The sequence below is a fragment of the Streptomyces sp. NPDC058052 genome (assembly GCF_042885515.1).
Taxonomy (GTDB): Bacteria; Actinomycetota; Actinomycetes; order Streptomycetales; family Streptomycetaceae; genus Streptomyces.
In genome coordinates this window covers 361,083-387,490 of the sequence record NZ_JBHVRX010000004.1, presented here as the reverse complement: position 1 = coordinate 387,490, position 26,408 = coordinate 361,083, and the positions used below count along the sequence as shown (strand labels likewise).

Genomic DNA, 26,408 nt, shown 5'->3' with positions numbered 1-26,408 from the left:
GGCGGGGGCCGTTGCGGGCTGGGAGGATGGGCGGGTGACAGGAACGCTGGTACTCGCAGGCACCCCCATCGGCGACATCGCGGACGCCCCGCCCCGGCTCGTCGCCGAGCTGGAGGGCGCGGACGTCGTCGCGGCCGAGGACACCCGCCGGCTGCGCGGCCTGACCCGGGCCCTGGGCGTGCACACCACGGGACGGGTCGTCTCCTACTTCGAGGGGAACGAGTCGGCCCGGACGCCCGAGCTGGTCGAGGCGCTGGCCGGCGGTGCCCGGGTACTGCTCGTGACCGACGCGGGCATGCCGTCCGTCTCCGACCCCGGCTACCGGCTGGTCGCCGCCGCCGTCGAGGCCGGCATCAAGGTGACCGCGGTCCCCGGCCCCTCCGCCGTGCTGACGGCGCTCGCGCTCTCCGGTCTGCCGGTGGACCGCTTCTGCTTCGAGGGGTTCCTGCCGAGGAAGGCGGGCGAGCGGCTCGGCCGCCTGAAGGAGGTCGCCGGCGAGCGGCGCACCCTCGTCTACTTCGAGGCGCCGCACCGGCTCGACGACACCCTCGACGCGATGGCCGAGGTGTTCGGCGCCGAGCGCCGCGCCGCCGTCTGCCGCGAGCTGACCAAGACGTACGAGGAAGTGAAGCGGGGCCCGCTGGCCGAGCTGGCGGCCTGGGCGAAGGAAGGGGTGCGCGGCGAGATCACGGTCGTCGTCGAGGGCGCCCCGGAGACCGGCCCCGAGGAGCTGGACGCGGCCGAGCTGGTGCGCAGGGTGCGGGTGCGCGAGGAGGCGGGGGAGCGGCGCAAGGAGGCCATCGCCGCGGTCGCCGCCGAGGCGGGCCTGCCCAAGCGGGAGGTCTTCGATGCCGTCGTGGCGGCAAAGAACGCGTCGTGAAAAGGCCCTGCGAACGGTAAAGGACTAATCTTTAAGGCAAAGCCGAATCCGGCGCCGGGAGTCTTCACAGGGCGCTTGGCAAGGGAACGCCCAAAACCGCTCCATGCTTTCTTCCGTGCTGATGCGCTCCGGCCCGAAAAGGCGTCCACTGGACCCAGTGGAGAGGAGCTGGCATGAGCGAGACCACCGGCACCGGAACGCCCGTCGCGCATGAGGCGTACGCCTTCGCCTGCATGAGGTGCGGGTACGGCTGGGAGCAGTCCTACGAGATCGAGCACCACACGGACGCGCGCGGTCAGGCGTTCGTCGTGTACAAGGCGGACGGGGAGCGGGTTCCTTCCCCGCTCTCGAACCCGACCTGCATGAACTGCGGCGGACACGTGGTGCGGATCATGCGCGCCGGCCAGGTGTCCACCGTGCTCGACCTGATCGCCGCGATGGAGCACCACGGGCGCGGATCCAAGGAGACCAGTCCCGTCTCGCCGGCCGGGCCGATGGGGCAGGAGCTGACCGAGGGGGACGAGGACCGGGCGCCGGTCCCGCACCACTGGCACCTCTCCGACCTGCTCCACCCCTTCCGCTCCCGCCACTGAAACCGCCGCGCGGACCCGCTCATGGCCCTCGTACGATCGGGGCCATGAGTGCCAAGGACGCCCCGCCGCCGCTGCCCGAACCCCTCCTCGTGGAGGTCGCGGACTCGCACACCCATCTGGACATGCAGTCGGGCACTGTCGAGGAGGCCCTGACCAGGGCGGCCGCCGTCGGCGTGACGACGGTCGTGCAGGTCGGCTGCGACGTGAAGGGCTCCCGGTGGGCCGCCGAGACCGCGGAGCGGTACGAGAACGTGCACGCGGCCGTCGCCCTGCACCCCAACGAGGCTCCGAGGATCGTCCTCGGCGACCCCGACGGCTGGTCCCGGCAGGGGGCCAGGGACGCGGGCGGGGACGCGGCGCTGGACGACGCGCTCGCCGAGATCGACCGGCTGGCCGCCCTCCCGCACGTCCTCGGCGTCGGCGAGACCGGCCTCGACTTCTTCCGCACGGGCCCCGAGGGCATGGCCGCGCAGGAGCGTTCCTTCCGCGCCCACATCGAGATCGCCAAGCGGCACGGCAAGACCCTCGTCATCCACGACCGCGAGGCCCACGCCGACGTGCTGCGCGTCCTCGACGAGGAGGGCGCCCCCGAGCGGACCGTCTTCCACTGCTACTCCGGCGACGCCGACATGGCCGGGATCTGCGCCGACAAGGGCTACTACATGTCCTTCGCCGGCAATGTCACCTTCAAGAACGCCCAGCCGCTGCGCGACGCCCTCGCGGTCGCCCCGCTGGAGCTGGTCCTGGTGGAGACCGACGCCCCCTTCCTCACCCCGGCGCCCTTCCGGGGCCGCCCCAACGCCCCGTACCTGATCCCGGTCACCGTCCGGGCGATGGCGGAGGTGCGCGGCATCGACGAGAACGCGATGGCCGAGGCCCTCGCGGTGAACACGGCCCGCGCGTTCGACTACTGACCGGCGGACCGGCCGGGACCGGCCGGGACCGGACACGGCCGAGCGCGACCGGAGGCGACCGGCCGGGACCCGGCGGCCGCGCATCACCGATCCATAACGGTTACGCGAGGTAGTCGCGTCGTTTTGGAGAGTGACCGTCGCCGGGGCTAGGGTCCCGGCCTCGTGAGCACTTCCCAGGGCAGTCACCGCGCCGGACGGCGGGGGGCGGCGGCCACGCTGCCCGTCCACGAGCAGCCCACCCAGGCGGCGCCCCTCGCCGTGGGGCCCTTCCCGGCCCCCGCCCCCGTCCCCGCCCCCGTCCCCGCGCAGGGCCGGGCCGCCGGCCGGCGCGGGGCCCGCCGCCGCAGGACCGCCCGCCCCGCCGGGGACGGGCTGCGCCGGCTCGTCCCGCAGGCCCTCGTCGTCGCCTTCCTGGCCGGCGGCACCACCGCCTTCGTCGCCGACGACAAGGCCGTCCGGCTCTCCGTCGACGGCGTCCCCCGCACCCTGCACACCTTCGCCGACGACGTGGAGGAGCTCCTCGCCGACGAGGGCCTGGCGGTCGGCGCGCACGACCTCGTCGCCCCCGCCCCCGGCGAGCCGCTGGCCAGCGGCGACGAGATCGTCCTCCGGTACGGACGGCCGGTCGCCCTCACCCTCGACGGGCACCGCCGCCAGGTGTGGACCACCGCCGACACCGTCGAGGGCGCCCTGCGGCAGCTCGGCGTCCGCGCCGAGGGCGCCCATCTGTCGGTCTCCCGCTCCGCCGCGATCTCCCGCGGCGGCCTCGCCCTCGACGTCCGCACCGAACGCGCGGTCACCTTCCTCGCCGACGGACGCGAGCGGACCGTCCGCACCAACGCGGCCACCGTCGCCGAGGCCCTCGACGAGGCCGGGATCACCCTCGGCGGCGAGGACACCACCTCGGTGCCCCGGGAGGCGTTCCCCCGCGACGGCCAGACGATCACCGTGCTGCGGATCACCGGCTCCACCCAGACCCGCGAGGAGGCGGTCCCCTACGCCGTCGAGCGCGTCCGCGACCCCGGCCTGTTCGCCGGCACCGAGGTCGTCGAACGGCAGGGCGTGCCGGGCCTGCGCCGGATCACGTACCACCTCCGGTCCGTCAACGGCGTCCGGCAGAAGCCCCGCCGCACCGGCGAGGAGATCGTCCGCGAGCCGGTCTCCCGCAAGGTCCGCGTCGGCACCCGCGCGCTGCCCGCCTCCGTCGCCGGCGCCGACGGCCTGGACTGGGGCGCCCTCGCCGCCTGCGAGTCCGGCGGCCGTCCGAACGCCGTCGACCCGTCGGGGACGTACGGCGGCCTCTACCAGTTCGACCCCGGTACGTGGCGCTCCCTCGGCGGCACCGGCGTCGCCCAGGACGCGCCCGCCGCCGAGCAGACGTTCCGCGCGAAGAAGCTGTACGTCCAGCGCGGCGCGGGCCCCTGGCCGCACTGCGGCCGCAGGCTCTTCGGCTGAGCGGCGGGCCCGGCCCGGCCGCCCGCCGCCGGACGGGCCCGGGCCTGTCCGGCGGACCAGCGCCGGACAGGGCCTAGGCTGTACCGGTGAGCACCACCACCGGCCCCGACGGCCCCGACGCCCTCCTCGGCCCCGCCGACATCCGTGAGCTGGCCGCCGCCCTCGGCGTGCGCCCCACGAAGCAGAAGGGCCAGAACTTCGTCATCGACGCCAACACCGTCCGGCGCATCGTCCGGACCGCGGGCGTCCGCCCGGACGACGTGGTCGTCGAGGTGGGGCCCGGGCTCGGCTCCCTCACCCTGGCGCTCCTGGAGGCCGCCGACCGGGTGACCGCCGTCGAGATCGACGACATCCTGGCCGCCGCGCTGCCGTCGACGATCGCCGCGCGGATGCCGGAGCGGCAGGACCGCTTCGCGCTCGTCCACTCCGACGCCATGCTCGTCCAGGAGCTGCCGGGCCCGGCGCCGACCGCGCTCGTCGCCAACCTCCCGTACAACGTGGCCGTGCCCGTCCTGCTCCACATGCTGGACCGCTTCCCGACCATCGAGCGGACCCTCGTCATGGTCCAGGCCGAGGTCGCCGACCGGCTCGCCGCAGGGCCGGGCAACAAGGTCTACGGGGTCCCCTCCGTCAAGGCGAACTGGTACGCCGACGTCAAGCGCGCCGGCTCCATCGGCCGCAACGTCTTCTGGCCCGCGCCCAACGTCGACTCGGGCCTCGTCTCCCTGGTCCGCCGCGCCGAACCGGTCGCGACGACCGCCACCAAGGCGGAGGTCTTCGCCGTCGTCGACGCGGCCTTCGCACAGCGCCGCAAGACCCTCCGGGCCGCCCTCGCCGGCTGGGCCGGCTCGCCCGCCGCCGCCGAGGAGGCGCTGGTGAAGGCCGGGATCTCCCCGCAGGCGCGCGGCGAGTCGCTGACGGTGGAGGAGTTCGCGCGGATCGCGGAGGCGAAGGCATGAACGGCGTGACCGTACGGGTCCCGGCCAAGGTCAACGTGCAGCTCGCCGTCGGCGCCGCCCGCCCCGACGGCTTCCACGACCTCGCCAACGTCTTCCTCGCGGTCTCGCTGTACGACGAGGTCACCGCCGTCCCCGCCGACGGGCTGACGATCACCTGCGAGGGCCCCGACGCCGACAAGGTGCCGCTCGACCGCACCAACCTGGCTGCCCGCGCCGCCGAGCTGCTCGCCGCCCGGCACGGCCTCTCCCCGGACGTGCACCTGCACATCCGGAAGGACATCCCGGTCGCCGGCGGCATGGCGGGCGGCAGCGCGGACGGCGCGGGCGCCCTCCTCGCCTGCGACGCGCTGTGGGGCCTCGACACCCCCCGTGACGTGCTCCTGGAGATCTGCGCCGAGCTCGGCTCCGACGTGCCGTTCAGCCTCGTCGGAGGCGCGGCGCTCGGCGTCGGCCGCGGCGAGCGGCTGACGGAGCTGCCGGTGGAGGGGCCCTTCCACTGGGTGTTCGCCGTCGCCGACGGCGGGCTCTCGACCCCGGCGGTGTACGGCGAGTTCGACCGCCTCACCGAAGGCGTCGAGGTCCCCGGGCCGGCCGCGTCCCCGGCGCTCCTGGAGGCCCTGCGCACCGGCGACACCGCGGCTCTCGCGGGCGCCCTCGCCAACGACCTCCAGGCCCCGGCGCTCTCCCTGCGCCCGTCGCTGGCCGCGACCCTGACGGCCGGCACGGAGGCGGGCGCCCTCGCGGCCCTCGTGTCCGGCTCGGGCCCGACGACGGCGTTCCTGGTCAAGGACGCGGAGAGCGCGGTCGCGGTCGCCGCCGCCCTCGTCGCCTCCGGCACCTGCCGGACGGCGCGCCCGGCGACGTCCCCGGCGCCCGGCGCGACGGTCCTCCGGGACGCCTAGAGCTTGTTCTTGGAGATCCTGGCCAGGAGCAGGTTCGGGTCCGGGTCCACCGTGGTGAAGAAGGCCGCGCTGTTCACGTAGACGGTCTTGGCGCGCACGGCCACGGAGGTCGGGTCGTCGAGGCCGTCCGCCCCGGTGAGCACCGTCCTGTGGGTGCCGTCGGGCCGGACGAGTTCCACCTTGTCGTCCATGATCAGCGCGGCGAGGACCGTGTCGCCGTGGCCGGTGAAGGCGAAGTCGTCGATGAAGTTCAGCCCGGTCGCCCGGGTCTCGACGGGGCCGGCGGTGCGGTCCTCGCGGACCGGGATGCGCAGCAGGGTCCCGTGGGCCGTGTTGGAGACCCAGACGGCCCCCTGGTGGACCTTGAGGCCGTTGGCGCCGAAGGGGATCTCGGCGGTCGGTTCGAGCGCGGCCCCGGTGGCCCATGCGGTGGGCTCGCCGCCGGTGACCGGGAGGCTCCACACCCTGCCGAGGCGCGTGTCGGCCGTGTAGAGGGTGCCGCACTCCTCGTCGAGGGCGAGGCCGTTGGGGAAGGCGTCGGCCGGGAAGAAGCCGATCTGCTCCGGGGCGCCGCCGGGCCGGACGCGCCAGATGCCGGTCTCCTTCTTGCCGGTGACGTACGTGACGTACAGGGTGCCGTCGTGGGCGCGGGCGATGCCGAGGACGACCGCCCCGCCGACGGGCGTCTGCGCGCCCGGCACCTCGGGGAGCGTGGCGAGGATCGTCGTGTCGCCCCGCTTCGTGACGCGGGCGACCTGGCGGGAGAAGGCGAAGGTGACGTCGGCGGAGCCGTCGGGCTCCAGGGCGATGTTCTCCGGGGTCTGCCCCGCGGCGAAGTCGAAGCGGGCGACGACGCGGGGGTCGGTCACGGTCGGGTCGCCGGCCGACGCGGGGCCGGCGGCGAGCACGGTGAGCGCGACGGCGGCGCCGGCGGCGGCGGCGAGGCGTGGGCGTCTCGGCATGGGTCTCTCCTCGGATGGGGGGGCGGGTGGTCCGAAGAGAACATGACGGCTCGTCAGCCACGGCTCCCGGCAGCCCCGGCCGCGAGGTCGCCCGCGTGGCCGACGGCATGGGGCCGGTTGGCACTGCCTCCGCCCGGGCCCGGGCCGGTACTCAGCGGCCGGCTGAGTATCCGCGCCCTGTTCCCCGCCGGGCGGGCGCGGGACCGTACCCCCATGGGAATCAGCGCACGCGAACTCGCCGCCGCCACGCCCGCGACGCGTGACCGGTACGTCGATCTGCTCCGGGTCGCCTCGCTCGCCGTCGTCGTGTTCGGCCACTGGCTGATGGCGGCCGTCGGCGCCGACGGACAGGTCGGGAACCTGCTCGCCGTCGTGCCCGAACTCCAGGTGGTGACCTGGGCGTTCCAGGTGATGCCGGTGTTCTTCTTCGTCGGCGGCTTCTCGCACGCCCTCGCCCACCGCTCCCGGCCCCAGTACGCGGCCTTCCTGCGGGCCCGGCTCCAGCGGCTGCTGCGGCCGACGATGGTGTTCGTCGGGGTGTGGGGCGTGGCCGCGCTGCTGCTCCAGCTCTCCGGTGCGGACGGGGGTCTCACCGGGGTCGCGCTGCGGCTGGTCACGCAGCCGCTGTGGTTCATCGGCATCTACCTGGCGATGGTGGCCTTCACGCCGCCGCTGCTGCGGCTGCACGAGCGCTGGGGCTGGGGCGCGTTCGCCGCGCTCGCGGGCGGGGCGGTCGCCGTGGACGTGCTGCGGTTCGCGGCGGACGTGCCCTTCGTCGAGTTCCTGAACTTCGCGTTCGTGTGGCTCGCCGTCCACCAGCTCGGCTTCCTCCGCGCCGACGGCATGATCGGCCGCCCGGCCCTGCTCGCCGGCGCGGGCCTCGCCGGCGCGACCGCGCTGGTCGCCCTCGGGCCGTACCCGCTGTCCATGGTGGGCATGCCGGGGGAGAAGGTGTCGAACATGGCGCCGCCGACCCTCGCCCTGCTCTGCCACGGCCTGTGGCTGGTCGGCGCGGTCGAGCTGCTGAAGGGCCCGGGCGCGCGGCTCGTCGCCCGCGCCGGGGTGTGGCGGACGGTCGTCGCCGCCAACGGGATCGCGATGACGGCGTTCCTGTGGCACCTGACGGCCATGCTCGCGGTGTACGGGGCGGTGCTCGGCCTCGGCGCGGACCTCCCCGCCCCGGCCTCGGGCGGCTGGTGGGCGCAGGTCCCGCTGCGGTTCGCGGCGGCCGGCGTGCTGACGGCCCTGCTGGTCGCGGTCTTCCGCCGCTTCGAGGCCCCGGTCCCGGCCGCCCCGGCGACCGGCACCGGCGGGCCGCTCGCCGCCCTCGGCATCACCCTGGCCCTGTTCGGCGTCCTCGGCCTTTCCCTGACGGGCTTCGCCGGGCTCCTCGACGGTCACTCGGCGACCCTGATAGCCGTCCCCGTCACGGCCCCGGCGGCCGTCGCCCTGGCCCTGGCGGGCTGGCTCCTGGTGGAACGGGCGGGGCGGATCCGGTCCCGGTGACGGCCGCCCGGCCTCCGCGCGGGGCGGCGGCCTCCGGGGCCGGGACCGACGACGCGAGGCCCCGGCCGCGCGGGGACGTACCCTGGGACGTCGATCGATCCCCCGTACTGGAGTCAACGTGGCCGTCAACCTGGTCAATGTCGAGAACGTCAGCAAGGTGTACGGCACCCGTGCCCTGCTCGACGGGGTCTCGCTCGGCGTCTCCGAAGGGGACCGGATCGGGGTCGTCGGACGCAACGGCGACGGCAAGACCACCCTCATCCGGATGCTCGCCAAGGTGGAGGAGGCCGACACCGGCCGCGTCACCCACAGCGGCGGGCTGCGCCTGGGCATCCTCACCCAGCACGACTCGCTCGACCCGAAGGCCACCATCCGGCACGAGGTCATCGGTGTCATGGCCGACCACGAGTGGGCCGGCAGCGCCAAGATCCGCGACGTGCTCACCGGGCTCTTCGGCGGCCTCGACCTGCCCGGCTTCGAGCAGGGCCTCGACACGATCATCGGCCCCCTCTCCGGCGGCGAGCGGCGCCGCATCGCGCTCGCCAAGCTGCTCATCGAGGACCAGGACCTGCTCGTCCTCGACGAGCCCACCAACCACCTCGACGTCGAGGGCATCGCCTGGCTCGCCGGCCACCTCCAGAACCGCCGCTCGGCGCTCGTCTGCGTCACCCACGACCGCTGGTTCCTCGACCAGGTCTGCACCCGCATGTGGGACGTGCAGCGCGGTGACGTCTACGAGTACGAGGGCGGCTACTCCGACTACGTCTTCGCCCGGGCCGAGCGGGAGCGGATCGCCGCGACCGAGGAGGTCAAGCGGCAGAACCTGGTCCGCAAGGAGCTGGCCTGGCTGCGGCGCGGCGCCCCCGCCCGCACCTCCAAGCCCCGCTTCCGCATCGAGGCGGCCAACGCGCTCATCGCGGACGTGCCGGAGCCCCGCGACACCAGCGAACTGATGAAGTTCGCCAACGCGCGCCTCGGCAGGACCGTCTTCGACCTGGAGGACGTGACCGTCACCGCCGGTCCGAAGACGCTGCTCCAGCACCTCACCTGGCAGCTCGGCCCCGGCGACCGCGTCGGCCTCGTCGGCGTCAACGGCGCGGGCAAGACCTCACTCCTGCGGGCGCTGGCGGACGCGGCCGTCACCCAGGGCGAGAAGCAGCCGCCGGCCGGCCGGATCGTCGTCGGCAAGACCGTGCGCCTCGCCTACCTCTCGCAGGACGTCACCGAACTCCCCGCGCAGCTGCGCGTCCTGGAGGCCGTCCAGCAGATCCGCGACCGGGTCGACCTCGGCAAGGGCCGGGAGATGACCGCCGGACAGCTCTGCGAGCAGTTCGGCTTCAGCAAGGAGAAGCAGTGGACGCCGGTCGGCGACCTCTCCGGCGGCGAGCGCCGCCGCCTCCAGCTGCTGCGCCTCCTCATGGACGAGCCGAACGTCCTCTTCCTCGACGAGCCCACCAACGACCTCGACATCGAGACCCTGACCCAGCTGGAGGACCTCCTCGACGGCTGGCCCGGCTCCATGGTCGTCATCTCCCACGACCGCTTCTTCCTGGAGCGCACCACCGACCGCACCTTCGCCCTGCTCGGCGACCGGGCCCTGCGGATGCTGCCGCGCGGCATCGACGAGTACCTGGAGCGGCGGCAGCGGATGATCGAGGCGGCCGCCCCGGCGCCCGCCGCCCCGGCCGCGCAGCCCTCGGGGGGCGTCTCCGCCGCCGACGCGCGCGCCGCGAAGAAGGAGCTGCAGAAGGTCGAGCGGCAGCTCGACAAGATCTCCGAGAAGGAGACGAAGCTGCACGCGCAGATCGCCGAGAACGCGACCGATTTCGAGAAGGTCGCGAAGCTCGACGCGCAGTTGCGCGAACTCTCGGGAGAACGTGAAGAATTGGAGATGCGCTGGCTCGAACTCGCCGAGAACGCATAACAAGGGCATCACGGACCGGTCCTCCCTTGGGCACAAGGGATGGACCGGTCGCTTTTGCGCCACCCCGCGAGTGGTAGAAAGAAAACCCGCTCACAGCAAGGGGGAAGCGCTGATGACCCAGCCGCCCAGCAACCAGCCGCCGGGGGGCTTCGGAGCTCCCCAGGATCCGAACCAGGGCGGCATGCCGCCCGTCCCTCCGCAGACGCCGGCCCAGCCGCCGCAGATGCCGCCGGCGCCGCCGCAGGCCCCGGCCCAGCCGCCCGCCCAGCCCCCGCAGGGCCAGCCCGGCCAGGGCTACCCGCAGCAGGCCCCGCAGCCCGGCCCGTACGGCTACCCGCAGCAGCCCCAGCAGGGCGCTTACGGCCAGCAGCAGGGTCCGTACGGCCAGCAGCCCGGCCCGTACGGGCAGCAGGCCAACCCCTACGGCGGCTACCCGGGCCAGACGCAGCCGATGTACCCGGCCGCGCCCGCCCCGGCCGGCGGCTCCGGCGGCGGCCCGTTCAAGAACCGCACCGCGCTCGTCGCGGCCGTCGCGGCGGCCGTCGTGGTCGTCGCCGCCGTCACCACCTGGGCGGTCGTCGGCAAGGGCGACGACGAGAAGCCGACCGTCGCGAACCCGACGGCGAGCACCTCCAGCGCCACCGCGGCGCCGAAGCCGACCGAGTCCGCCGACCAGGGCGACGGCTCCGGCGACGGCGACAAGGGCGGCGAGGACGACCTCAACGCGGCCCGCCAGGAGGGTGAGGCGAAGGTCAACTTCCTCACCACCAACGACGTCGACCTGCCCCGCAACGGCTCCGAGGTCCTCGGCCCCTGGATCGTCGGCGACACCGTCGTGAAGGGCATGTACAAGGGCGTCGCCGGCTACAGCCTCGCCGACGGCAGCAAGAAGTGGCAGGTCGACGTCCCCTTCCAGCTGTGCGCCGCCCCGGCCCAGCCGGGTGCCAACGGCCTGATGGTCTTCGGGTACGAGGAGAGCGCCAAGGACGGCGCCAAGTGCTCGATGCTCCAGCAGATCGACCTCAAGACCGGCAAGGCGGGCTGGAAGAAGGCCGTCCCGAAGCCGACCGGCCTCTTCGCCTTCTCCGACAACACCCTCGCCATCGGCGGCAACACGGTGACCGCCGCCGGCAGCAGCAGCGCCTACGGCTTCTCCCTCACCGACGGCCGGCAGGTCTTCACCGGCTCGACCGGCGACTGCAAGCCGTACGCGTACGCCGGCGACGCCACGAAGCTGATCGCGGCCAACCAGTGCCGCACGTCCGACCCGGCCAAGGAACAGCACACGGTCAGCGAGGTCGACCCCGCCACGGGCAAGCCCAAGTGGACCTACCGGCTGGCCGCCACCTGGGAGGTCGACAAGGTCTACTCGGTGAACCCGCTGGTCGTCTCCGCCTTCCAGCGCGAGCAGAAGAAGTGGTCGGTCGTCGCGCTCAACCCGAACGGCTCCGTGCGCTCCCAGATCGAGGGCGGCAAGGACAAGTTCGCGCCGAGCTGCGGCGGCGGCTTCGTCATCTTCGGCCGCAACCTCCAGGGCTGCACCGGTGTCGCCGCCGCCGGCGACACCTTCTACATGGCGACCGAGGCCGCCTACGGCACCGCCAACGAGGTCGTCGCCTTCGACCTGAAGACCGGCAAGCCCAAGTGGCGCTCGAAGGCGCCCGAGGAGCAGCAGATGACGCCGCTGCGCATGGAGGGCGGCGAGGTCCTGGTCTACGTCGCGCCCAAGTACGACAAGGGCGGCGCGGTCGCGACGATCGCCCCGTCCGGCGGCGCGCCGAAGATCCTCCTCAAGCACCCGGTCTCGGTCGCGCAGATCGAGAGCGGCTTCTTCAGCGCCGGCTACGCCTACGGCAACGGCACGTTCGTGGTGGCGGCCGGCCGCGTCTCGGCGTCCAGCGACGCCGAGGAGAAGGAGACCAAGACGATGATGGGCTTCAGCAAGTGAGGTACGCGGACCGATGACCCAGCCACCCCCTCCGCCGCCGAACCAGCCCCCGGGCGGCTTCCCGCCGCCGAACCAGCCGCCGGGCCCGCCCCCGGGCGGCTACCAGCAGCCCCAGCAGCCCCCCGGCGGCCACACGCCGCCGGCGGGCGGCTTCGGCGCCCCGCAGGGCCCGGCCCAGGGCCAGGGCGGCTTCGGCGCGCCGACGCCCCCGCCGCAGGGACAGCCGGGCTACGGCTACCCGCAGCAGCCCCCGCAGCCCGGTTACGGCTACCCGGAGCAGCAGCCCCCGCAGCCCGGTTACGGCTACCCGGAGCAGCAGCCCCCGCAGCCCGGTTACGGGTACCCGGAGCAGCAGCACCAGCAGCCGGTGCCGCCGCCGTACGGTTACCCGGCCCAGCCCCAGCAGCCGTACGGCTACCCGACCGCGCCGCAGCAGCAGGTCCCGGCCCCCGGGCCGGGCGGCGGGAAGAAGCTGTCGGCGCAGACGCAGATCATCATCGCGGCGGTCGTGGCCGTCGCCCTGATCGTCGGCGGCGGCATCTGGTACTCCACCTCCGGCTCGGACACGCCGGACGCCAAGCCCACCGGCGGCACCAGCCAGTCCCCGAACGGCGGCGGCGACGCAGCCGGCGGCTCCGGCGGCGGTTCCGGCCTCGGCGGCGACGGCAAGGAGAAGCCGGGCGCGAAGACCGGCGCGAGCCTGGCCTTCCGCATCGACGTGCCGAAGGTGCCCGACACCACGCCCGTCGACGGCTCCTGGCTCACCGACACGACGTACGTGAAGACGGGCGTCAACTCGGTCGTCGGCTACGACATCGCCAAGGGCACGGTCTCCTGGACCCTTCCGCTGGCCGGCCAGGTCTGCGGTGCCTCCCGGCACATGACCGCCGACCACAAGGTGCCGATCCTCTTCGAGGAGTCCAAGCGCGTCGCGCCCCGCTACTACCAGAGCTGCAACCAGGTCGGCATGGTCGACCTGAACACCGGAAAGCTGCTCTGGTCCGCCTCGGTCGGCGGCGGTGGTGACGAGAAGGCCCGCTTCAGCGAGGTGACGCTCGGCGGCGGGACCGTCGCGGCCGGCGGCACCGACGGCGGCGCGGCCTTCGACGCGGCCACCGGCAAGGTCCGCTGGAAGCCGCAGTCCAACGACCAGAACTGCTACGACATGGGCTACGGCGGCGGCGCCGGCCTCGTCGCGGTCCGCAAGTGCGGCAGGTACGGCTCCGAGACCATCCTCGTCCAGAACCTGGACCCGGTCTCCGGCAAGCCGCTCTCGCAGTTCAAGATGCCGTCGGGCGTGAAGTACGCGTCGGTCGTCTCGACCAAGCCGCTGGTCGTCGCGGCCAACGTCGGCGACGCCGCCGACGACGGCAGCAGCATCTCGGACTTCTTCTCCATCGACGAGAAGACCGGGAAGCTGCGCACCAAGATCGCGGCCAGCGCCGACCGCTACGCGGCCGAGTGCGGCGCCACCTCGGTGGAGGAGTGCCGGCAGGTCCTCGTCGGCGACGACCGGCTCTACGTGCCGACCGAGGAGCACGAGGGCTCGACCGGCGAGTACAGCGACGAGACGAACGAGATCATCGCGTTCGACCTCGCCACCGGCCGGACCGCGCCCGAGAAGGCCGACGCGGGCGACGGGTACACGCTGATGCCGCTGCGCATGGACGGCGGCGACATCATCGCGTACAAGGTGGGCCCGTACGACAAGGGCGGGCAGATCGTCTCCGTCAACGCGGGCACGATGAAGGAGACCCTGCTGATGGAGACCCCGTCGGACAAGGGGAACCGGGACATCGTGAGCAGCTTCTCGATCACGGGCGCGGAACTCCTCTACGCCGACGGCCGGTTCTTCATCTCGGCCACCTACGCGAACAAGCCGCGGGAGTCCGAAAGCTCCCTGGGCAAGAAGTACCACGCGGTGTCCTACGCCACGAAGGACTGACCCCGCGACCGCTCGCAGGAAGGGCCTCCCCGGATGTTCCGGGGAGGCCCTTCCCGTGTCCGTCCCCCGTTCGTGCCGCGGAGGTTGACGGACCGTGGGGCGGGGGAGCGTGTAGCTTGCCGGGTCAGAGGTGCCGGGGGACGGCACGCTCGGGGGATGGGGGATTTCGGGATGGGCGTTCGGCTCGTGGTCGTGGACGACCACCGCCTGCTCGCGGAGGCGCTCGCCTCGGCACTGAAACTGCGCGGGCACCGGGTGCTCGCGGCGGCCGCTCCGACGGCCGGGGCGGCGGAGGTCGTGGTGGGCCGGGCGCCGGAGGTCTGCCTCTTCGGCACCGCCGCGCCCGCCGCGCCCGGGGCCTTCGAACCGGTCGCGCGGATCAAGCGGGAGCGCCCGCAGGTGGCCGTGGTGGTGCTGGGCCCGGTCCCGTCGCCGCGCGGGATCGCGGCGGCCTTCGCGGCCGGGGCCTCCGGGTACGTCCGGCACGACGAGCGGATCGAGGGCGTCGAGCGGGCGCTGCTGAAGGCGCGGGCGGGCGAGGCCGCGGTGGCGCCGCAGCTCCTCGCGGGGGCCTTCGCCGAGCTGCTGAACCCGGCGGCGCAGCCGGACGACGAGGCGCAGCGGCTGCTGCGGCTGCTGACCCACCGGGAGGTGGAGGTGCTGGTGCGGGTCGCGGAGGGCGAGGACACCCGGCTGATCGCGGCGGGGATGGGGATCGCGCCGAGCACGGCGCGGACGCATGTGCAGCGGGTGCTCATGAAGCTGGGGGTCGGTTCGCGTCTGGAGGCGGCGGCGCTCGCGGCCCGGACGGGGCTCCTGGAGCGGGCGGTGCCGGGGCAGCGCACGCCGCGCTGAGTCCGGCTTCCGGGCGCGGCGCGGGGCAGCGCACGCCGCGTTGAGTCCGGCTTCCGGGCGGCGCGGGGCCGCGCCATTGACTCCGATGTTCGGTTGTGATTCTTTGTGCGTGGTTCTGTTTGATCCCGCCCGGAGGGCACCCCCGTGAAGAAGACCGTCACCACGCTCGCCGACGGGCGCGAGCTCATCTACTACGACGCGCGTGACGACGCCGTCCGCACCGCCGTCGACCCGCGCCCGCTCACCCCCGTCACCTCCCGCTCGGAGATCCGCTTCGACGAGCTGACCGGCGACCATGTCGCCGTCGCGTCCCACCGGCAGAGCCGCACCTACCTCCCGCCGGCCGACGCCTGCCCGCTCTGCCCGGCCCGCGACGGCCGCGAGAGCGAGATCCCCGAGGAGAGCTACGAGGTCGCGGTCTTCGAGAACCGCTTCCCCTCCCTCTCCGGTGGCGTCGGCCGCTGCGAGGTCGTCTGCTTCACCGACGACCACACCGCCTCCTTCGCCGACCTCACCGAGGAACGGGCCCGCCTCGTCCTCGACGCCTGGACCGACCGCACCGCCGCCCTCTCCGCCCTCCCGGGCGTCCAGCAGGTCTACTGCTTCGAGAACCGGGGCCAGGAGATCGGCGTCACCCTGCCCCACGCGCACGGCCAGATCTACGCCTTCCCGTACGTCACCCCCCGCACGGCCCTGATGCGCCGCCGCCTCGACGAGCACCGCCGCACCACCGGCCGGAACCTCTTCGACGACCTCGTCGCCCGCGAACGCGCCGACGCCGAACGGGTGGTCCTGGAGACCGAGCACTGGATCGCCTTCGTCCCGTACGCCGCCCGCTGGCCGTACGAGGTCCACCTCCACCCCACCCGGCGGGTGCCCGACCTGCTCGCCCTCGACGAGGCCGCGCGGACAGAGTTCCCACAGGTCCATCTGGAACTCTTGAGGCGCTTCGACCGGATCTTCGGCCCGGCGGAGCCGCCCACGCCCTACATCGCCGCCTGGCACCAGGCGCCGTTCACGGACGAGCGGCGGGAGGACTTCGGACTGCACCTGGAGCTGTTCACCGTCCGGCGCGCCTCCGGGAAGCTGAAGTTCCTCGCCGGAACCGAGTCCGGCATGGGCGCGTTCATGAACGACATCCGGCCGGAGGACGCGGCCCGGCGCATCCGAGAGGTGGCAAGCGCATGACGTCTTCCCAGAAGTACCTGGTCACCGGCGGGGCGGGCTATGTGGGCAGCGTGGTCGCCGCCCACCTCCTGGAGCGGGGCCACCGGGTCACCGTCCTCGACGACCTGTCCACCGGCTTCCGGGAGGGCGTCCCGGCCGGCGCCGAGTTCGTCGAGGGCCGGATCCAGGACGCCGCCCGCGTGCTCGACGGCTCCTACGACGGCGTCCTGCACTTCGCCGCGTTCTCCCAGGTCGGCGAGTCCGTCGCGCAGCCCGAGAAGTACTGGGAGAACAACGTCGGCGGCACCATGGCCCTGCTCGCCGCCCTGCGCGCGGCCGGCGTCCGCAAGCTCGTCTTCTCCTCCACCGCCGCCACCTACGGCGAGCCGGAGACCCTGCCGATCACCGAGTCCGCGCCGACCGCGCCCACCAGCCCGTACGGGGCGAGCAAGCTGGCCGTCGACCACATGATCACCGGCGAGTGCGCCGCGCACGGCCTCGCCGCCGCCTCCCTGCGCTACTTCAACGTCGCCGGGGCGTACGGGGAGCTCGGCGAGCGCCACGCGCCCGAGTCGCACCTCGTCCCGCTCGTCCTCCAGGTCGCCCTCGGCCGCCGCGAGGCGATCTCCGTCTACGGCGACGACTACCCGACCCCCGACGGCACCTGCGTCCGCGACTACATCCACGTCGCCGACCTCGCCGAGGCCCACGTCCTCGCCCTCGACGCCATGACGGAGGGCACCGTGCCGGCGGGCGAGCACCTGATCTGCAACCTCGGCAACGGCAACGGCTTCTCCGTCCGCGAGGTCGTCGAGACCGTCCGCAAGGTCACCGGTCACCCCGTCCCGGAGGTCGCCGCCGCCCGCCGGCCGGGCGACCCGGCCGTCCTGGTCGCCTCCGCCGAGGCCGCCCGCGAGCGGCTCGGCTGGACGCCCTCCCGTCCCGATCTCGCCGCCATCGTCACCGACGCCTGGGCCTTCGCCCGGCAGCAGGAAGGAGCCCGCGCGTGACCGTCGCCGCCGACTTCGAGGCGCTGTACGGCGCCGCCCCCGACGGTGTCTGGGCCGCCCCCGGGCGGGTCAACCTCATCGGGGAGTACACCGACTTCAACGACGGCTTCGTGCTGCCGCTCGCCCTGCCGCACACCACCCTCGCCGCCGTCTCCCGCCGCGACGACGGCGTCCTGCGCCTGCACTCCGGGTCCGCCGACTTCGGGGCCGGCGGCATCGTCCAGCTCGACGTCGACGGACTCGAACCGCTCTCCGGCGGCGGCTGGGCCGCCTACCCGGCCGGTGTCGTCTGGGCGCTGCGCGAGGCCGGACACCCGGTCGGCGGCGCCGACATCCACCTCGTCTCCACCGTGCCGACCGGCGCCGGGCTCTCCTCCTCGGCCGCCCTGGAGGTCGTCACCGCCCTCGCCCTGAACGACCTCTTCGGCCTCGGGCTCACCCGCCCCGAACTGGCCCGGATCGCCCAGCGCGCCGAGAACGCCTTCGTCGGAGTGCCCTGCGGGGTCATGGACCAGATGGCCTCCGCCTGCGCGGTGGAGGGCCACGCCCTCCACCTGGACACCCGGGACCTGTCGTTCCGTCAGGTGCCCTTCGACCTCGCCGCCGAGGGGCTGGCGCTGCTGGTCGTCGACACCCGGGTGAAGCACGCGCTCGGGGACGGCGCGTACGCCGAGCGGCGCGCCGGCTGCGAAGCGGGTGCGCGGGCGCTCGGGGTGCGCGCCCTGCGCGAGGTCGACGCCGCGCATCTGCCCGCCGCCCTCGGCCGGCTGAGCGACGGGACGGTCCTGCGGTACGTCCGGCACGTGGTGTCGGACAACGACCGGGTGGTCCGGGTGATCGCCCTCCTCGACGCCGGCGAGACCCGCGCGGTGGGCCCGGTCCTCACCGAGGGCCACGCCTCGCTCCGGGACGACCTGCGGGTCTCCTGCCCCGAGCTGGACCTGGCGGTCGAGGCGGCGAACGCGGCCGGCGCGCTCGGCGCCCGGATGACCGGCGGCGGGTTCGGCGGCTCGGCGGTGGTCCTGGTCGAGGCGGACCGGGCGGAGGAGGTCGGCGAGGCGGTCCGGAAGGCGTTCGCCGGCGCCGGGTACGCGGAGCCGGGGATCTTCCCGGCCGTGCCCTCGGCGGGCGCCCGCCGCCTCTGACGTCGCCCGTACGTGATCCTTCAGGTCACACGTACGGTCGACTTCGGACACTTCCGCCAATCGGCCCCCACGGCGCCGCCCCGCCCCTACTCTGTGGGGCAGCGCCGGTGGGGGCCGGCGCCGTTCAGGGGGCGAGACCCGTCGGGTACGGCGCCGGGAGCGGGGTAGCAGTCAGGACACGGCGGCGGCCGTGCGCCCGACGGACCCGCCCCCGGCGCCGTACCGCGCCGGTCTCTCCTCGACACTTGGGGGTGTCCGTGGCACGAATCCGGGTCCTGGTGGTGGACGACCACCGCGTCTTCGCCGAGTCGCTGGCGGCCGCGCTCGCGGCCGAGCCGGACGTCGACGTCGCCGCGGCGGGCAGCGGTCCCGCCGCCCTGCGCTGTCTGGACCGGGGGGCCGCGGAGGGCCGCCGCTTCGACGTGCTGCTCGTCGACGCCGACCTGGGCGCGGTGCCCGCGGCCCCGGCGGCCGTACCGTCCGGACCGGAGGGGGAGCCCGCCGTGGACGGGATCTCGCTGGTCGCGGGGGTGCGGAAGGCGATGCCCGCGGTCCGCGCGGTGGTGCTCGCCGAGCGGGACGACGCCCGCAGGGCCGCGCTCGCGCTCCAGGCGGGGGCCTCCGGCTGGGTGGCGAAGGACTGCTCGCTCCAGCGGCTCCTCGCCGTGGTCCGGGGGGTGCTGCGGGACGAGACGCATCTGCCGCCCGCGCTGCTCACGGGGGTGCTGCGGGAGCTGACGGCGGCCCGGAAGCACCGGACGGAGAGCGAGCGCCTGGTGGAGTCGCTGACCCCGCGCGAGCGGGAGGTGCTGCGCTGCATGGTGGCGGGTCTCGGCCGGAAGGCGGTGGCGGAGCGGCTCTTCCTCTCCCCGCACACGGTCCGTACGCACATGCAGAACGTGCTGGGGAAGCTGGGCGTCCACTCGACGCTGGCGGCGGTGGCCCTGGCCCGGCGCGCGGGCGTGGGCCCGGCGCCGCTGCCGGAGCTAGCCGGGGACGTTGTCGAACGGGGCGGTCAGCCGGCGTAGCAGGGCGGCGAGTTCGGCGCGCTGCGGGCGGGAGAGCTGGGCGAGGATGGCCCGCTCCTGGGCGAGCAGCCCGGCGAGCGCCTCGTCGGCGCGGTCACGCCCCTCGGGGGTGAGCCGGACCAGGACCCCGCGCCGGTCGCTGGGGTCGGGCAGCCGCTCGACGAGGCCCTTCTTGGTGAGCCGGTCGATGCGGTTGGTCATGGTGCCGGAGGTGACCAGGGTCTGGGTGAGGAGCTGGCCGGGGGAGAGCTGGTACGGGGCTCCGGCGCGGCGCAGCGAGGTGAGGACGTCGAACTCCCAGGGCTCCAGCTGGTGCTCCGAGAAGGCGAGCCGGCGGGCGCGGTCGAGGTGCCGGGCCAGCCGGGAGACCCGGCTGAGGACCTCCAACGGCTCCACGTCGAGGTCCGGGCGCTCTCGGCGCCATGCAGCGACCAGCCGGTCGACCTCGTCCTCCATGTGATCAGTGTAGTGGGTCTGTTGACATAAAGTCTCTTGCATTCGAGTTTCTTGATGTCATGAATCTTGACATCAAGATATAGTTGGCGGGGCAACGGGGAAGGGACCCGGCCGGAACCGGTTCCGTTTGGCCGACTATCGCCTGCAAGGGGGCTTCGAACATGTATTCCGCGCACTCCGTCGCCGCACCGGTATGGGACCCGCAGCAGTACCTCCACCACTCCACCCACCGCACCCGCCCCTTCCTCGACCTCCTCCACCGAATACCGCGGCTCCCGGACCACGGACGCCCCGCCCGCATCGCCGACCTCGGCTGCGGCCCCGGCAACGTCACCGCCCTCCTCGCCGACCGCTGGCCCGACGCCCACATCACCGGCTACGACCTCTCGCCCGAGATGCTCGAACAGGCCGAGAAGGACTGGGCCGGCACCACCTCCGGCGGCGGCTGGCTCGACTTCCGCCCCGCCGACGCCGCCCACTGGACCCCCGGCGAGCCCTACGACCTGATCGTCTCCAACGCCGCCCTCCAATGGGTCCCCAACCACCCCGAGTCCTTCGCCCCCTGGATCGACGGACTCCGCCCCGGTGGCACCCTCGCCTTCCAGGTCCCCGGCAACTTCACCTCCCCCAGCCACGCCCTCCTCGGCGAACTCTGCGCCCTCCCCGAGTGGCGCGCACGCCTCGGCGACCAGGGCCGGCGCTTCGTCCACATCCTCGACCCCGCCGACTACCTCGCCCGCCTCACCGCCCTCGGCTGCGCCACCGACGTCTGGGAGACCGTCTACTGCCAGCTCCTCCAGGGCGAGGACGCCGTCCTCGACTGGGTCAAGGGCACCGCCCTGCGCCCCGTCCTCACCACCCTCGGCGACGACCGGCACGCGGTCGACGCCTTCCTCGCCCAGTACCGCGCCCTCCTCCACGAGGCGTACCCCCCGGGCCCCGGCGGCACGGTCTTCCCCTTCCGCCGCGTCTTCGCGGTCGCCCGCAAGCCGGGATGACCGCCCGTCCGGAAACGCGGCCGCCCCGCACCGGACGGATCCGGTGCGGGGCGGCCAGGGGTGCCGGGAGGCGTCAGCCGATCCGGTTGTAGATCTGGAAGCCGGTGCCGATCTTGGCGGAGGCGAACTTCGACGGGGCCGTGTTCAGGTAGCGGACCAGCTCGCCCGCGCCGTTCACGGCGATGAGGTCGCCCTTGCCGTCCGCGTTCAGGTCGCCGGGGGAGGCGAGCTGCTTGAAGGCGCCCCAGCCGGAGCCGACCTTCACGCGGGTCTTGAACGGGACGGTGGCGCTGCCGGTGCCCGGGTAGACGTACAGGTCGCCGCCGGTGGTGCGGGCCACGATGTCCGTGAGGCCGTCACCGGTGTAGTCGCCGGCGCCGACGATCTTGTTGTAGATCTGCCAGCCGGTGCCGACCTTGACGCGGGTCGCCAGGGCGGTGCCCAGGCCGTTGCCCTTGTACAGGTACAGCACGCCGTTCTTGTCGCGGGCGAGGATGTCGCCCTTGCCGTCGCCGGACAGGTCGCCCGGGCCGACGATGGAGTTGTAGATGCCCCAGCCGGCGCCGATCTGGGAGCCGTCGATGAAGAAGTAGCCGTTGACGACGTGACCGAGGTCGGACGCGCCGTCGTCGTTCATCGAGGAGAGGCCGAAGAGGTTCTGGCCCGCGAACGAGTTCTGGTCGTCGATGGTCAGACGCGGGGCCAGCTTGCCCGTGGTGGTGTTCTGGTACCAGTACCAGGAACCGCCCGGGGTCAGCGCGTGGACGCCTTCGCGGCCCAGGTACGGGATGCTGCCGGCGTTGGCGATCTGGGCGGCGTCCGACCAGGCGCCCGCGTCGCCCACCCGCACGCGGGGGGCCAGGGTGCCGTTGCCGTTCGGCGCGTAGCCGTAGAGCGTGCCGTTGAGGTCGCGGCCGAGCAGGCTGCCGTGGCCGCCGGCCACGATCTGGGTGTAGGTGTTCCAGCCGCCGCCGATGGCCTTGCGGGTGGTGAACGGCTTGTTCTTGTCACCGGTGCCCGTGTACCACCACAGGGTGCCGGTGGTGTCGCGGGCGTACAGGTCGCCCTTGCCGTCGCCGTTGCCGTCGCCGAGACCCACGAGCTGGTCGTACGCGCCCCAGCCGGAGCCGACGAGGATGCGGGTGCCGAGCGGCTTGGTGAGGTCGCCGGTGGCGATGTAGACGTACAGCTGACCGGCCGGGGTGCGGGCGATCACGTCGGCGCGGCCGTCGTTGTTCACGTCACCGGGCGAGGCGATCTTGTTGTAGATCTGCCAGCCGCCGCCCACGCGGACGCCGGCCCGCGGTTCGCCCGCGGCGTCGACGCTGCCGGTCTCGCTGTTGTCCTTGAACAGGGTCAGCGTGCCGTTCGTCGAGACCGTGAGCACCTCGGGCAGCGCGCCGCCGCCCTGGTTGCCGATCGGGACGACGTCCAGCGGCGCCGGGGCGCTCCAGTCGCCGAACGGCCAGGTGATGTCACCGACGACCGCGTTCAGGAACCCGTCCGCGTCGCGGTAGATGATGTCCTCGGCGCCGTCGTTGTCCAGGTCGGACAGGAGCGGCGAGACGGCCTGGGCGGCCTGGGCGCCGGCGCGGGTCGCGCCCGGCTGCGGCAGGCTCTTCTTCGGGCCGTCGGTGGCCGTCTGGCGCTTCTCGGCGAAGGAGCGCGCCGGGTCGGTGTCGGCGGACGCCGGGGTCGCCAGCAGCATGCCGGCGGAGAGGGCGAGAGCGGTGCACGCGGCGACGCGGCGGCCACGCCCGGAGAACACGGAACGCAAAAGATCCCCCCCTGGGGAACGAAAGAGAATGGGACCCGGACGGGTTCGCGGCGCCTTCGCACGTGTTCTGACGTGCGAGGGGCGAACATCCCCCCGGATATGTGCGTGAGTGTAACCCGCTCCGCCGACAACGAGGCGAACGGATTTCGAACAGGGTGCCCCGCACCGGAAATCCGGCGCGGGGCACCCCTTCCGGGCCCGGAGGGCGTCAGGAGAAGGTGTTGTAGACGCCGAATCCGGTCGCGAGCTGCTTGCGCGGGGCGAACTTGCCCGGCGCCGTGTTCGTGTAGCGGTACAGCGTCCCGCCGCCCGTCACGGCCAGCAGGTCCGCCTTGCCGTCGGCGTTCAGGTCGCCGGGGGCGGTGATGTGCTTGTAGCCGCCCCAGCCGCCGCCGATCTTCACCCGGCCCTTGAACGGCGCGCTCGCGGTGCCCGTGCCCGCGTACAGGTACAGGTCGCCGGCCTTCGAGCGGGCCAGCAGGTCCGCGCGGCCGTCACCCGTGTAGTCGCCGGCGCCGACCAGCTTGTCGTACGCGCTCCACCCGTCGCCGACCCGGACCCGGGAGGCGAACGCGGTGGCGTGGCCGTTGCCGCGGTACAGGTACAGGACGCCGGAGCGGTCCCGGGCCAGCAGGTCGCCCTTGCCGTCGCCGCTCAGGTCGCCGGGGCCGACCAGCGCGTCGTAGACGCCCCAGCCCGAGCCGATGACGTTGTCGCCGAAGAAGAGGCGGCCGTCGTAGACGACGCCGAACTCGCCGAAGTTGTCCGCGTCGAGGGAGGAGGCGTGGAAGATGTTGATCCCCGCCCACCCGCCGTCCTCGGTCAGCTGGTACCGGGAGCTCAGGAAGCCCCGGGTGGTGTTGCCGTACCAGAACAGGTTGCCGGCGGTCGTGCGGGCGTAGACGCCCGACTTGCCCGTGTGCGGCAGGCTGCCGGAGTTCGCGAACTGCGCGACGCCCGCCCAGCCGCCCGTGTCGCTGGCCTTGCGGCGCGCCGACAGGGTGCCGTCGCCCCGCGGGTCGTACAGGTAGATCGTGCCGGTGTTGTCGCGGGCCGCGAGGGCGCCGCTGCCCGCCCACATGATCTGGTTGTACGTGTTCCAGCCCTGGCCGATGGCCCGGCGGGTGGCGAACGGCCGGCTCATGTCCCCCGTGGCGGCGTAGAACCACAGGCGGCCCGTGGTGTCGCGGACGTACAGGTCGCCCTTGCCGTCGCCGTTGGCGTCGCCGGCGCCGACGAGCTGGTCGTAGACGCCCCAGCCGCCGCCGACCCGCTTCCGGGTGGAGAGCGGACCGGTCATGTGGCCGGTGCCCAGGTACACGTACAGCTCACCGGCGTGGGTGCGGGCGAGGACGTCGGCGCGGCCGTCGTTGTTGATGTCACCGGGCGAGAAGACCTTGTTGTAGACCTGCCAGCCGGCGCCGACGGTCCGCTCCACGTCGTAGCTGTCCCGGTGGGCGTCCTGGTACATCGTCAGGGTGCCGGTCTCGGAGAGCACGAGCACCTCGGGACGGATCGAGTTGCCGCCCTGGTTGCCGATCGGGATGACGTCCTTCGCGACCTCGGTGCGGGTCGCGAGGAACTCGCCGCCGCCGCCGTCGGACAGGGACGAGTACAGCTCGCCGTCCATGGAGCGGAAGACGACGTCCTCCCAGCCGTCGCTGTTCAGGTCCGCGAGCGGCCGGGTGTCACCCGTCGCCGCGGCGGACGCGGCACGGCCGGCCTGCGGCAGGATGAAGGAACGGCGGGGCAGCTCGGCCGAGACGGACGGCCGCTCCACCGAGGGAAGCGGCGCCGGCGTGTCCGCCGACGCGGGGGTCGCCAGCAGCATGCCGGCGGAGAGGGCGAGCGCGGTGCACGCGGAGACGCGGCGGGCGTGCGAGGAGATGGCGGTACGCAAAGTGATCCCCCCCTGGGGAACGTGAGAACAGGCATCCAGGGCAGGGCTCCGCACCACCTCCGCACGGCACACGAGGGCCACGTGCGGAGGGCGAACACCCCCCCGGATGTGGGGGGATCATAGCGCTGACCGTTGAGACGGCAACGAAACTTTCCGTCTTCCGTCACCTCGGGCCCGGCGGACACCCGCCGGACCCGGCCGCACGCTCAGTTCTTCCGGTGCCCTATCAACCGCGGCTTCTGCTCCAGACCGTCCAGGCCGTGCCACGCCAGATTCACCAGGTGCGCCGCCACCTCGGCCTTCTTCGGCTTGCGGACGTCCAGCCACCACTGGCCGGTCAGCGCCACGCTCCCGACCAGCGCCTGCGCGTACAGCGGCGCCAGCTTCGGATCAAAACCGCGCGCCTTGAACTCCAGGCCCAGGATGTCCTCGACCTGCGTGGCGATGTCACTGATCAGCGACGCGAACGTCCCCGTGGACTGCGCCACCGGCGAGTCCCGGACCAGGATCCGGAAACCGTCCGTGTAGTTCTCGATGTAGTCCAGGAGCGCGAAGGCCGCCTGCTCCAGGAGCTCCCGCGGATGGCCGGCGGTCAGCGCCCCCGTCACCCCGTCGAGCAGCTGCCGCATCTCCCGGTCGACCACGACCGCGTACAGGCCCTCCTTGCCGCCGAAGTGCTCGTACACCACCGGCTTCGAGACCCCGGCCTTCGCCGCGATCTCCTCCACCGACGTGCCCTCGAACCCCTTCTCGGCGAAGAGCGTCCGGCCGATGTCCAGGAGCTGCTCCCGGCGCTCCGCACCGGTCATCCGCACCCGGCGGCTCCGCCGGGGCTTCGCTCCGGTACCGCCCGTACCGCTGGTGCTGCTGGAAACGCCGTCGATCGCCACGTCTTCCATCATGCCGCGTCGGAGGAGGCTGCCTGGCGCCGGGCGTCGATACGGGACTGCGCCGGCCACCGCACGTCGCTCGCCCAGCCCGCCAGCTCGAACCAGCGGATCAGCCGCGCGCTGGAGTCCACCTGCCCCTTCAGCACCCCGTGCCGCGCCGACGTCGGGTCCGCGTGGTGCAGGTTGTGCCACGACTCGCCGCACGACAGCACCGCCAGCCACCACACGTTCCCCGAACGGTCGCGCGACTTGAACGGACGCTTGCCCACCGCGTGACAGATCGAGTTGATCGACCACGTCACGTGGTGCAGCAGGCAGACCCGCACCAGCGAGCCCCAGAAGAACGCCGTGAACGCGCCCCACCACGACCAGGTCACCAGACCGCCCACCACCGGCGGGATCGCCAGCGAGACGATCGTCCACACCACGAACTGGCGCGAGATCCGCCGGATCGCCGGGTCCTTGATCAGATCGGGCGCGTACTTGTGCTGCGGCGTCCGCTCCTCGTCGAACATCCAGCCGATGTGCGCCCACCACAGGCCCTTCATCAGCGCCGGGACCGTCTCCCCGAACCGCCACGGCGAATGCGGGTCGCCCTCGGCGTCCGAGAACTTGTGGTGCTTGCGGTGGTCCGCCACCCAGCGCACCAGCGGCCCCTCGACCGCCAGCGAGCCCATGATCGCCAGCGCGATCCGCAGCGGCCGCTTCGCCTTGAACGACCCGTGCGTGAAGTAACGGTGGAAACCGATCGTGATGCCGTGGCAGCCGATGTAGTACATCGCCGTCATCAGCCCCAGGTCCAGCCAGCTCACCCCCCAGCCCCAGGCCAGCGGCACCGCCGCGAGCAGCGCCACGAACGGCACCACGATGAACAGCGCCAGCGCGAACTGCTCGACGGAACCCTTGCTGTCACCGCCCAGCGTGGCGGAGGGCAGGTCCTGGACCGGATCGGTCGCCTCGGACGCCGAGGTGACCTCGGGGCTGATGGTCATGCGTGTCCCCTGGGGGGTGAGGGTGAGGGTGCGTACGGAAAAGAATCGGGCCGAGGCTACGGCTGCGTAACCTACGGCGACGTAAGTATGGCAGCGCGGCGGCACGCGGCAAGAGGGCACAAGCGGGGGGCTGCCCGATGTCCAGGGATTGGACACCTATCCTGGGGACGCCGGACAGCGCGGTCCGCAAGCCTCCAGAACC

Annotated in this window: 22 protein-coding genes; 16 read left to right on the top strand and 6 right to left on the bottom strand. The window is 73.4% G+C overall.

The genetic code is table 11. From position 1 onward, the window contains the following. Positions 1–34: 34 nt before the first annotated feature. The 6 genes from rsmI to ACFVU3_RS08525 all read left to right on the top strand — a co-directional run bounded on the left by rsmI (position 35) and on the right by ACFVU3_RS08525 (position 5,703). Positions 35–880 carry a 16S rRNA (cytidine(1402)-2'-O)-methyltransferase gene (gene rsmI, locus ACFVU3_RS08550; RefSeq protein ID WP_390064826.1) on the top strand — a complete coding sequence of 282 codons (846 nt, stop codon included), beginning with the start codon at positions 35–37 and terminating at the stop codon, positions 878–880. A gap of 173 nt (positions 881–1,053) precedes the next feature. After that, a complete protein-coding gene (locus ACFVU3_RS08545; protein WP_390064824.1) occupies positions 1,054–1,473 on the top strand; it encodes a hypothetical protein in 420 nt (139 codons plus the stop codon). 44 nt (positions 1,474–1,517) lie between these two features. Beyond that, positions 1,518–2,387, top strand: coding sequence for a TatD family hydrolase (locus ACFVU3_RS08540; protein ID WP_390064822.1), 870 nt, complete (start codon positions 1,518–1,520; stop codon positions 2,385–2,387). Positions 2,388–2,549: 162 nt separating this feature from the next. Continuing rightward, positions 2,550–3,842: a ubiquitin-like domain-containing protein gene (locus tag ACFVU3_RS08535; RefSeq protein ID WP_390064820.1), complete on the top strand. Its 1,293-nt coding sequence runs from the start codon at positions 2,550–2,552 to the stop codon at positions 3,840–3,842. Positions 3,843–3,928: 86 nt separating this feature from the next. Then, positions 3,929–4,801, top strand: coding sequence for a 16S rRNA (adenine(1518)-N(6)/adenine(1519)-N(6))-dimethyltransferase RsmA (rsmA, locus tag ACFVU3_RS08530; protein WP_390064818.1), 873 nt, complete (start codon positions 3,929–3,931; stop codon positions 4,799–4,801). Continuing rightward, the gene (locus ACFVU3_RS08525) at positions 4,798–5,703 is read left to right on the top strand and encodes a 4-(cytidine 5'-diphospho)-2-C-methyl-D-erythritol kinase (protein ID WP_390064817.1); all 906 of its coding nucleotides are present in this window, start codon (positions 4,798–4,800) and stop codon (positions 5,701–5,703) included. Before rsmA ends, ACFVU3_RS08525 begins: the two co-directional genes overlap by 4 nt. Here the strand turns inward: ACFVU3_RS08525 and ACFVU3_RS08520 are convergent. Further along, on the bottom strand, positions 5,700–6,665 hold the full coding sequence (locus tag ACFVU3_RS08520) for a hypothetical protein (protein ID WP_390064815.1): 966 nt from the start codon (positions 6,663–6,665) through the stop codon (positions 5,700–5,702). The genes ACFVU3_RS08525 and ACFVU3_RS08520 overlap by 4 nt on opposite strands. 213 nt (positions 6,666–6,878) lie before the next feature. On the opposite strand from ACFVU3_RS08520, the gene ACFVU3_RS08515 reads away from it, so the two are divergent. The 9 genes from ACFVU3_RS08515 to ACFVU3_RS08475 all read left to right on the top strand — a co-directional run bounded on the left by ACFVU3_RS08515 (position 6,879) and on the right by ACFVU3_RS08475 (position 19,193). Further along, positions 6,879–8,171 (top strand): acyltransferase, encoded by a 1,293-nt coding sequence (locus ACFVU3_RS08515; RefSeq protein WP_390064814.1) that lies wholly within the window; start codon positions 6,879–6,881, stop codon positions 8,169–8,171. Between the two features lie 118 nt (positions 8,172–8,289). Further along, positions 8,290–10,095: an ABC-F family ATP-binding cassette domain-containing protein gene (locus tag ACFVU3_RS08510; protein WP_390064813.1), complete on the top strand. Its 1,806-nt coding sequence runs from the start codon at positions 8,290–8,292 to the stop codon at positions 10,093–10,095. 112 nt (positions 10,096–10,207) lie between these two features. After that, positions 10,208–12,043, top strand: a complete 1,836-nt coding sequence (locus ACFVU3_RS08505) for a PQQ-binding-like beta-propeller repeat protein (RefSeq protein WP_390064812.1) — start codon at positions 10,208–10,210, stop codon at positions 12,041–12,043. A gap of 13 nt (positions 12,044–12,056) precedes the next feature. Further along, on the top strand, positions 12,057–13,988 hold the full coding sequence (locus tag ACFVU3_RS08500; RefSeq protein WP_390064811.1) for a PQQ-binding-like beta-propeller repeat protein: 1,932 nt from the start codon (positions 12,057–12,059) through the stop codon (positions 13,986–13,988). A gap of 171 nt (positions 13,989–14,159) precedes the next feature. Continuing rightward, positions 14,160–14,843, top strand: coding sequence for a LuxR C-terminal-related transcriptional regulator (locus tag ACFVU3_RS08495; RefSeq protein WP_390064917.1), 684 nt, complete (start codon positions 14,160–14,162; stop codon positions 14,841–14,843). Between the two features lie 144 nt (positions 14,844–14,987). Further along, entirely contained in the window at positions 14,988–16,031 is a 1,044-nt protein-coding gene (gene galT / locus ACFVU3_RS08490; protein WP_390064809.1) for a galactose-1-phosphate uridylyltransferase, read from the top strand. Then, entirely contained in the window at positions 16,028–17,020 is a 993-nt protein-coding gene (galE, locus tag ACFVU3_RS08485) for a UDP-glucose 4-epimerase GalE (RefSeq protein ID WP_390064807.1), read from the top strand. Before galT ends, galE begins: the two co-directional genes overlap by 4 nt. Next, entirely contained in the window at positions 17,017–18,165 is a 1,149-nt protein-coding gene (gene galK, locus ACFVU3_RS08480) for a galactokinase (RefSeq protein ID WP_390064806.1), read from the top strand. The genes galE and galK overlap by 4 nt, the downstream gene beginning before the upstream one ends. Positions 18,166–18,422: 257 nt before the next feature. Then, a complete protein-coding gene (locus ACFVU3_RS08475) occupies positions 18,423–19,193 on the top strand; it encodes a LuxR C-terminal-related transcriptional regulator (protein ID WP_390064805.1) in 771 nt (256 codons plus the stop codon). Here the strand turns inward: ACFVU3_RS08475 and ACFVU3_RS08470 are convergent. Then, a complete protein-coding gene (locus tag ACFVU3_RS08470; protein WP_030494707.1) occupies positions 19,152–19,649 on the bottom strand; it encodes a MarR family winged helix-turn-helix transcriptional regulator in 498 nt (165 codons plus the stop codon). The genes ACFVU3_RS08475 and ACFVU3_RS08470 overlap by 42 nt on opposite strands. Before the next feature lie 161 nt (positions 19,650–19,810). Here ACFVU3_RS08470 and ACFVU3_RS08465 point away from each other — a divergent pair, with 161 nt between their 5' ends. Beyond that, positions 19,811–20,647, top strand: a complete 837-nt coding sequence (locus ACFVU3_RS08465; protein ID WP_390064804.1) for a trans-aconitate 2-methyltransferase — start codon at positions 19,811–19,813, stop codon at positions 20,645–20,647. Between the two features lie 73 nt (positions 20,648–20,720). On the opposite strand, the gene ACFVU3_RS08460 is transcribed toward ACFVU3_RS08465, so the two are convergent. The 4 genes from ACFVU3_RS08460 to ACFVU3_RS08445 form a co-directional block, all read right to left on the bottom strand. After that, positions 20,721–22,415 carry an FG-GAP-like repeat-containing protein gene (locus tag ACFVU3_RS08460; RefSeq protein WP_390064803.1) on the bottom strand — a complete coding sequence of 565 codons (1,695 nt, stop codon included), beginning with the start codon at positions 22,413–22,415 and terminating at the stop codon, positions 20,721–20,723. 217 nt (positions 22,416–22,632) lie between these two features. Beyond that, a complete protein-coding gene (locus ACFVU3_RS08455) occupies positions 22,633–24,324 on the bottom strand; it encodes an FG-GAP repeat domain-containing protein (RefSeq protein ID WP_390064802.1) in 1,692 nt (563 codons plus the stop codon). 206 nt (positions 24,325–24,530) lie between these two features. Then, the gene (locus ACFVU3_RS08450; RefSeq protein WP_390064915.1) at positions 24,531–25,223 is read right to left on the bottom strand and encodes a TetR/AcrR family transcriptional regulator; all 693 of its coding nucleotides are present in this window, start codon (positions 25,221–25,223) and stop codon (positions 24,531–24,533) included. Further along, positions 25,223–26,206, bottom strand: coding sequence for an acyl-CoA desaturase (locus tag ACFVU3_RS08445; protein WP_390064801.1), 984 nt, complete (start codon positions 26,204–26,206; stop codon positions 25,223–25,225). The genes ACFVU3_RS08450 and ACFVU3_RS08445 overlap by 1 nt, the downstream gene beginning before the upstream one ends. Positions 26,207–26,408: the final 202 nt, after the last annotated feature.

Bases quoted from the DNA above. Each gene is read 5' to 3' on its own strand.
- ACFVU3_RS08495 (WP_390064917.1), top strand. From the start codon at position 14,160: ATGGGCGTTCGGCTCGTGGTCGTGGACGACCACCGCCTGCTCGCGGAG.
- ACFVU3_RS08505 (WP_390064812.1), top strand. From the start codon at position 10,208: ATGACCCAGCCGCCCAGCAACCAGCCGCCGGGGGGCTTCGGAGCTCCC.
- ACFVU3_RS08520 (WP_390064815.1), bottom strand. From the start codon at position 6,665: ATGCCGAGACGCCCACGCCTCGCCGCCGCCGCCGGCGCCGCCGTCGCG.
- ACFVU3_RS08545 (WP_390064824.1), top strand. From the start codon at position 1,054: ATGAGCGAGACCACCGGCACCGGAACGCCCGTCGCGCATGAGGCGTAC.
- ACFVU3_RS08445 (WP_390064801.1), bottom strand. From the start codon at position 26,206: ATGACCATCAGCCCCGAGGTCACCTCGGCGTCCGAGGCGACCGATCCG.
- galE (WP_390064807.1), top strand. From the start codon at position 16,028: ATGACGTCTTCCCAGAAGTACCTGGTCACCGGCGGGGCGGGCTATGTG.
- ACFVU3_RS08540 (WP_390064822.1), top strand. From the start codon at position 1,518: ATGAGTGCCAAGGACGCCCCGCCGCCGCTGCCCGAACCCCTCCTCGTG.
- ACFVU3_RS08465 (WP_390064804.1), top strand. From the start codon at position 19,811: ATGTATTCCGCGCACTCCGTCGCCGCACCGGTATGGGACCCGCAGCAG.
- ACFVU3_RS08500 (WP_390064811.1), top strand. From the start codon at position 12,057: ATGACCCAGCCACCCCCTCCGCCGCCGAACCAGCCCCCGGGCGGCTTC.
- ACFVU3_RS08470 (WP_030494707.1), bottom strand. From the start codon at position 19,649: ATGGAGGACGAGGTCGACCGGCTGGTCGCTGCATGGCGCCGAGAGCGC.
- ACFVU3_RS08525 (WP_390064817.1), top strand. From the start codon at position 4,798: ATGAACGGCGTGACCGTACGGGTCCCGGCCAAGGTCAACGTGCAGCTC.
- ACFVU3_RS08515 (WP_390064814.1), top strand. From the start codon at position 6,879: ATGGGAATCAGCGCACGCGAACTCGCCGCCGCCACGCCCGCGACGCGT.
- ACFVU3_RS08450 (WP_390064915.1), bottom strand. From the start codon at position 25,223: ATGGAAGACGTGGCGATCGACGGCGTTTCCAGCAGCACCAGCGGTACG.